We start from the raw sequence: 6,814 nt of genomic DNA, 5'->3' as shown, positions 1-6,814 counted from the left end.
ATTTTTTGTGTGCGGGGCGGGCGCCGGGGGGGGGCTCGCGTCGCAGAGAGGCCCGGCCCCACGACGTAAACGGACTAGTCAGTGCACCATGCACCGACCCGGCGGCGCCGTCGGCCACCGGGTGTCATCCGGTCAATGCGGCCAGTAACTCGTCCGCCAGGCCCGCGGCCCCGGATGCGGCATACGGGACCGCGCCGGAACCGTGGACGCGGGGTCCGACCACTCGGTGCCGCGCTCCGCCTTGGCGGGCGCGACGGCAGCGGCGGCCGCCGCGCGGGCCTGTACCACCGCCAGTGCGGCGGCCAGCTCCTCAGGGGTGGGGTTGCCCCGTACGACCTTGATCATGGAGAACGGCTCCCTTCGCCGGTTCCGCTGTTCCGCTGGTCTGCCGGTCAGAGCGGGATGTTGCCGTGCTTCTTCGGCGGCAGCGCCTCGCGCTTGTTGCGCAGCGTGCGCAGCCCGCGGACGATGTGCCGGCGCGTCTCGGACGGCATGATCACCGCGTCGACGTACCCGCGCTCGGCCGCGACGTACGGGTTGAGCAGGGTGTCCTCGTACTCCTGGATCAGCTCCTGGCGCCGCTGGTCCTGCGCGGCCGGGTCCTCGATCGCGGCCAGCGTGCGGCGGTGCAGGATGTTGACCGCGCCCTGCGCGCCCATGACGGCGATCTGCGCGGTCGGCCAGGCCAGGTTGAGGTCCGCGCCCAGGTGCTTGGAGCCCATGACGTCGTACGCGCCGCCGAACGCCTTGCGCGTGATGACCGTGATCAGCGGGACCGTGGCCTCCGCGTAGGCGTAGATCAGCTTGGCGCCGCGCCGGATGATCCCGTCGTACTCCTGGTCCGTCCCGGGCAGGAAGCCGGGCACGTCCACGAAGGTGATCACCGGGATGTTGTAGGCGTCGCAGGTCCGCACGAACCGCGCGGCCTTCTCGCTCGCCTTGATGTCCAGGCAGCCGGCGAACTGCATCGGCTGGTTGGCGACGATGCCCACCGAATGGCCCTCGACCCGCCCGAAGCCGGTCAGGATGTTCGGCGCGAACAGCGGCTGGGTCTCCAGGAATTCGTGGTCGTCCAGGACGTGCTCGATCGCCACGTGCATGTCGTACGGCTGGTTCGCCGAATCCGGGATCAGGACGTCCAGCTCGCGGTCGACGTCCGAGGTCTCCAGGTCCGCCTCCTCCGGGAAGGCGGGCGGCTCGGAGAGGTTGTTGGACGGCAGGTAGGACAGCAGGCCCTTGACGTACTCGATGGCGTCCTTCTCGTCGCCCGCCATGTGGTGCGCCACGCCCGAGGTGGTGTTGTGCGTCCGGGCGCCGCCCAGCTCCTCGAAGCCGACGTCCTCACCCGTGACGGTCTTGATGACGTCCGGGCCGGTGATGAACATGTGCGAGGTCTGGTCGACCATGACCGTGAAGTCGGTGATCGCGGGGGAGTACACCGCACCGCCCGCGCACGGGCCGACGATCAGCGAGATCTGCGGCACCACACCCGACGCGTGCACATTGCGCCGGAAGATCTCCGCGAACAGACCGAGGGCGACCACGCCCTCCTGGATCCGGGCCCCGCCGCCGTCGTTGATCCCGACGACCGGGCAGCCGTTCTTCAGCGCGAAGTCCATCACCTTGACGATCTTCTCGCCGTAGACCTCGCCCAGCGACCCGCCGAAGATCGTGAAGTCCTGCGAATAGACGCACACCGGCCGCCCGTCGACGGTGCCGTAACCGGTGACGACACCGTCGCCGTACGGCCGGTTCTTCTCGATTCCGAAGTTGGTCGACCGGTGCCGCGCGAACTCGTCCAGCTCGACGAACGAGCCCTCGTCCAGCAGCAGATCGATGCGCTCACGCGCCGTCAACTTCCCCTTCGCATGCTGCTTTTCCACCGCGCGGGCGGAACCGGCATGCGTGGCCTCTTCGACCCGCCGCTGCAGATCCGCCAATTTGCCCGCGGTGGTGTGGATGTTTGCTTCCGGCTCGGACATCGGGATGCGGCTCCTGCTCGTCCTGGACTGGTGCTCGTACTGAGGGTGGTACGGGTTTGGCTACCGATTCGTAGCGTATCCGCGGGACTGCTCAGCGGCACTGCGTCGTTGACCACACCTAGGCTGGTTCCATGACGCCTCAACCACCGGAAAACCGGGACAAAGACGCCGGCCGCTGGAGCGACCTGGGCCGCCCCCCGCTGAACGCCACGGCGCTGCGCCGCGCCCTGGTGCGCCCCGGCGGGCTCTGGACCGCCCTGGACGTCGTTCCCGCCACCGGCTCCACCAACAGCGATCTGGCGGCGCGCGCGGCCGAGGGGGCGGCCGAGGGCGCCGTCCTGGTGGCCGAGGAGCAGACCGCCGCCCGCGGCCGCCTCGACCGCGTGTGGTCGGCGCCCCCGCGCTCCGGCCTCTTCTTCTCCGTCTACCTCACGCCGCGCGTCCCCGTGGAGCGCTGGGGCTGGCTCCCGCTGCTCACCGGAGTCGCCACCGCCACCGCGCTGTCCAAGGCGGCCGGTGTCGACACGGCCCTCAAGTGGCCCAACGACGTCCTGGTGACCCTCCCCGAGGACGTCGCCGGCCCGGAGGGGGCCGCGGGCACCGCCGAACGCAAGGTGGGCGGCATCCTCGCCGAGCGCGCCGGCTCCGGCGTCGTCATCGGCATCGGCCTGAACGTCTCCCTCACCGCCGACGAACTCCCCGTGCCCACCGCCGGCTCCCTGGCCATGGCGGGCGCCCGCACCACCGACCGCGACCCGCTGCTGCGCGCCGTCCTCCGCTCGCTGGAGGAGTGGTACACCACCTGGCAGGCCGGCGACGGCGACCCCGGTGCCGGCCGCCTCCAGGAGACCTACGCCGCCGGCTGCGCCACCCTGGGCCGTTCGGTACGCGCCGAACTCCCCGGCGGCACCGCCCTCACCGGCGAGGCGGTGGCCATCGACACCGACGGCCGCCTGGTGCTGGCCACCGCGGACGGCGTACAGCAGCCGGTGGGCGCCGGTGACATCGTCCATCTGCGCCCCGCGACGCCCCGGCCCCAGGGCGATGACTCCCCGGAAACGTGAGGCCGGACGGGCCCCGCGCACCCGGTCCGGGGCGGCCGTCCACCTCCTCTACCACGGCACTCGCCGCGCCGAGGCATGCCTGCCTCTTCCTTGGTCAGGGCCGACATGTGAGAGTGAGCCAGAGCACACCTGCCGTATCGTTGAGGCGGTCCGCCAGGGAGCGGACCACCGGCGAGCAGTGATCGGAAGGGCAGTGCGCAGGGATCGGACAGGGAGCGGCCGGTGACCGCCGACGACTCGGGCGCCGCCTCGCGCGATACGGACACCGAGGACGAGGCGTTGCGCAACATCCCCGTCGGTGACCCCCCGGGGGCCGCCGACGAGAGCGACGAGAACAACATCGCCGTCCGCCTCGAACAACTCATCCTCGGCGCCGACCGCCGCTACACGCCGTTCCAGGCGGCCCGCGGCGCCGGCGTCTCGATGGATCTCGCGGCCCGCTTCTGGCGTGCCATGGGCTTCGCCGACATCGGCCAGGTCAAGGCGCTGACCGAGGCCGATGTGCTGGCCCTGCGCCGCCTCGCCGGTCTGGTCGAGGCCGGTCTGCTCAGCGAGGCCATGGCCATCCAGGTCGCCCGCTCCACGGGGCAGACCACCGCCCGTCTGGCCGACTGGCAGATCGATTCCTTCCTGGAGGGCCTCACCGAGCCCCAGGACTCCGGCCTGACCCGTACGGAAATCACCTATCCGCTGGTCGAGCTGCTGCTCCCCGAGCTGGAGGAGTTCCTGGTCTACGTCTGGCGGCGCCAGCTCGCCGCCGCCACCGGCCGCGTCGTGCGGGCCCAGGACGACGTCGAGATGGTCGACCGCCGCCTCGCCGTCGGCTTCGCCGACCTGGTGGGCTTCACCCGGCTGACCCGCCGCCTGGAGGACGAGGAACTGGGCGAGCTGGTGGAGGCGTTCGAGACCACCTGCTCCGACCTGGTGGCCGCGCACGGCGGCCGGCTCATCAAGACCCTCGGCGACGAGGTCCTCTTCGCCGCCGACGACGCCGGGATCGCCGCCGAGATCGGGCTGCGGCTGATCGAGACGATGGCCCACGACGAGACCATGCCGGAGCTGCGGGTCGGCATCGCCTTCGGTACGGTCACGACCCGGATGGGCGATGTGTTCGGCACGACCGTCAACCTCGCCAGCCGGCTCACGTCGATAGCGCCGAAGGACACCGTGCTGGTGGACCAGGCGTTCGCCGAGGAGCTGGGCCGGATCGGTGACGCGCCGGTCTCCGAGGCGGAGGCCGCGGCGGCGGAGAAGGCGGCCGAGGAAGGCACCGGCGCCCCGCCCCCGACGTACCGCTTCGCCCTCCAGCCGATGTGGCAGCGCCCGGTGCGAGGCCTGGGTGTCGTCGAGCCGTGGCTGCTGACCCGGCGGGACTGAGGCGGCGGGCCTGGAGCGGCAGCACGGTCCGGTGACCACCGGCCACCGGCCGGTACCGCGCCGTGCCCTGTCCACAGCTCCCGCCTGTCCGCAGCGCCCGGTTATCCACAGCCGGAAGTCCGTCCTGTTGCTCCCGGCCGCCAGCTGACATGATCCCCCCGTCAGGTCAACGACCGTTAACAGGGAGGGCTGTATGCAAGGGCAACGGTTCGGTGCGGACGGCTGGGTCGCCATCGAGCGGCACGGCTTCGTGGCGGAGCTGGTCCTGGACCGCCCCAAGGCCATGAACGCCGTCTCCACGGCCATGGCCGACAGCCTGGCGCAGGCCTGCGCCGAGCTGTCCGCGGACCGCTCCGTCCGGGCGGTGGTCCTCAGCTCCACCCATGAGCGGGCGTTCTGCGTGGGCGCCGACCTCAAGGAGCGCAACTCCTTCACGGACGCCGACCTGATGCGCCAGCGTCCGCACACCCGCGCCGCCTACACGGGCGTACTGGAACTCCCCGTGCCCACCATCGCCGCGGTGCACGGCTTCGCGCTCGGTGGCGGCTTCGAACTGGCGCTGGCCTGCGATCTGATCGTGGCCGACGGCACCGCCGTGGTCGGCCTGCCGGAGGTGTCGGTGGGGGTCATCCCGGGCGGCGGGGGCACCCAGCTGCTGCCGCGCCGGGTGGGCGCGGCGCGGGCGGCCGAGCTGGTGTTCACCGCGCGCCGGGTGCCGGCGCCCGAGGCCGTGGAGCTGGGGCTGGTCGACCAGCTGGCGGCGGACGGGCAGGACCGGGCCGAGGCGCTGGAGCTGGCGGCCCGGATCGCCCGCAATTCGCCGGTCGGCCTGCGGGCCGCCAAGCGCGCGCTGCGGCTGGGGCACGGGCTGGACCTGCGGGCGGGCCTGGAGGTGGAGGACGGCGCCTGGCGCAGCGTGGCCTTCTCCGGGGACCGGGCGGAGGGTGTGGCGGCCTTCAATGAGAAGCGGGACCCGGACTGGCCCGGGGAGTGAGGCGGCGTCACGCACCGTAAGGCCCGGCCCTGTCACCTCCCCGGCCGCCCGACCAGGAATGACGCGCATAACGCCCGGGTGTCGATCGCGCGCGGAAAGGGGCGAAAGGGGTTAAACATTCCTACGCTGTAATACAGAGCGTGCTCACGGTGACGGAATGCGAGGATCCGGTGACGGGCGAGGGCGATGCGAGGCTGCGGGCCGTGGTGGAGCTGGCGCAGGCGATGGCGGCCGCGCACACACCGCGCGAATCGGCGCACGCCGCGGCGCTGGGTGTGCGCCAGGCTCTGAACGGCTCTTTCGCGGCGATCTCGAAATGGGAGCGCGAGCTGGGGAAGCTGCGGGTGCTGGTCAATACGGGCGAACTCGCCGAGGGTGAGGAGGAGTTCCCGGACGACGAGAGCTACCCCGTCCATGAGTTCCCGGAGATCGTCGGTTTTCTGCACGAGCAGTGGGCGGGCGGCGGGGAGCCCAGCGCCTGGGTGGAGACCGCGGAGGGGCCGTTCGGCGGACCGGCGACCGGAGCCGTGGACGAGGGTCCGGCCGGGGGTGGTGGCGGCAACCGTGAGCGGATGGCCGCGCTGCGCCGCCGCGGCCGGGGCTGCTGCGTGGTGGCGCCCATCGTGCTGCACGGGCGGGCGTGGGGCGAGCTGTATGTCGCGCGGGGGACGGGGGAGCCGGTGTTCGGCCGGGCGGACGCCGACTTCGCGAGCGTGCTGGCCGCGGTGACGGCCGCCGGGATCGCGCAGACCGAGCGGCTCGCGGAGGCCCGCCGGCTGGCCTTCACCGACGCGCTGACCGGCCTCGCCAACCGCCGCGCCGTCGATATGCGGCTGGACGAGGCGCTGGAGCTGCACCGCAGGGACGAGGTGGTGGTCAGCCTGGTGGTGTGCGACCTCAACGGGCTGAAGCGGGTGAACGACTCGCGCGGCCATGCGGTCGGCGACCGTCTGCTGGAGCGCTTCGGCTCGGTGCTGTCGCTGTGCGGCGCGATGCTGCCGGGCACGCTCGCCGCCCGGCTCGGCGGCGACGAGTTCTGTCTGCTGGCGGTGGGGCCGCCGGCCGACGAGGTGGTCAAGGTGGCCGGTGAACTGTGCGACCGGGCGGGGGAGTTGGACCTCGGCGAGGGGGTCGCGGTCGGGGTCGCCTCGACCGGCGACCCGATCGGCCCGGTGCGCAGCGCCCGCCGGCTCTTCCGGCTCGCGGACGCCGCGCAGTACAAGGCCAAGGCGGCCAAGTCGGGCGAACCGGTGATCGCCGGGCGGCACGGCGGCAAGGATGACCCCGTCGTCCGGCTCGCGGACGCCCCGGACCGGCGGTCCGGGCCGGAGCGGCGGCGCTTCCGGAGGTGAGGAGGTTTCCCGGTGGCCGTACCGGCCGCCCGCGGACACCGGGTA

Annotated in this window: 6 protein-coding genes; 4 read left to right on the top strand and 2 right to left on the bottom strand. The window is 72.5% G+C overall.

Translation table 11 applies throughout. The features are described 5' to 3' along the window. Positions 1-132 precede the first annotated feature (132 nt). Together ACFW5B_RS33145 and ACFW5B_RS33140 are read right to left on the bottom strand one after the other, a co-directional pair. Positions 133-345 carry an acyl-CoA carboxylase epsilon subunit gene (locus tag ACFW5B_RS33145; RefSeq protein WP_386448050.1) on the bottom strand — a complete coding sequence of 71 codons (213 nt, stop codon included), beginning with the start codon at positions 343-345 and terminating at the stop codon, positions 133-135. Between the two features lie 47 nt (positions 346-392). Next, on the bottom strand, positions 393-1,982 hold the full coding sequence (locus ACFW5B_RS33140; protein WP_386448048.1) for an acyl-CoA carboxylase subunit beta: 1,590 nt from the start codon (positions 1,980-1,982) through the stop codon (positions 393-395). Between the two features lie 131 nt (positions 1,983-2,113). Here ACFW5B_RS33140 and ACFW5B_RS33135 point away from each other — a divergent pair, with 131 nt between their 5' ends. From ACFW5B_RS33135 to ACFW5B_RS33120, 4 genes are all read left to right on the top strand, one after another. Beyond that, entirely contained in the window at positions 2,114-3,046 is a 933-nt protein-coding gene (locus ACFW5B_RS33135; RefSeq protein WP_386448045.1) for a biotin--[acetyl-CoA-carboxylase] ligase, read from the top strand. Positions 3,047-3,268: 222 nt separating this feature from the next. After that, the gene (locus ACFW5B_RS33130) at positions 3,269-4,423 is read left to right on the top strand and encodes an adenylate/guanylate cyclase domain-containing protein (RefSeq protein WP_386448042.1); all 1,155 of its coding nucleotides are present in this window, start codon (positions 3,269-3,271) and stop codon (positions 4,421-4,423) included. A 193-nt stretch (positions 4,424-4,616) separates the two neighbouring features. Beyond that, entirely contained in the window at positions 4,617-5,417 is an 801-nt protein-coding gene (locus ACFW5B_RS33125; RefSeq protein WP_386448040.1) for an enoyl-CoA hydratase/isomerase family protein, read from the top strand. Between the two features lie 224 nt (positions 5,418-5,641). Then, complete coding sequence (locus ACFW5B_RS33120; protein ID WP_386448059.1) at positions 5,642-6,769, top strand: diguanylate cyclase domain-containing protein; 1,128 nt, start codon at positions 5,642-5,644, stop codon at positions 6,767-6,769. Positions 6,770-6,814: the final 45 nt, after the last annotated feature.

It is taken from the genome of Streptomyces sp. NPDC058773, assembly GCF_042746015.1.
Classification (GTDB): Bacteria; Actinomycetota; Actinomycetes; order Streptomycetales; family Streptomycetaceae; genus Streptomyces.
This window is presented reverse-complemented; position numbering and strand designations above follow the sequence as displayed.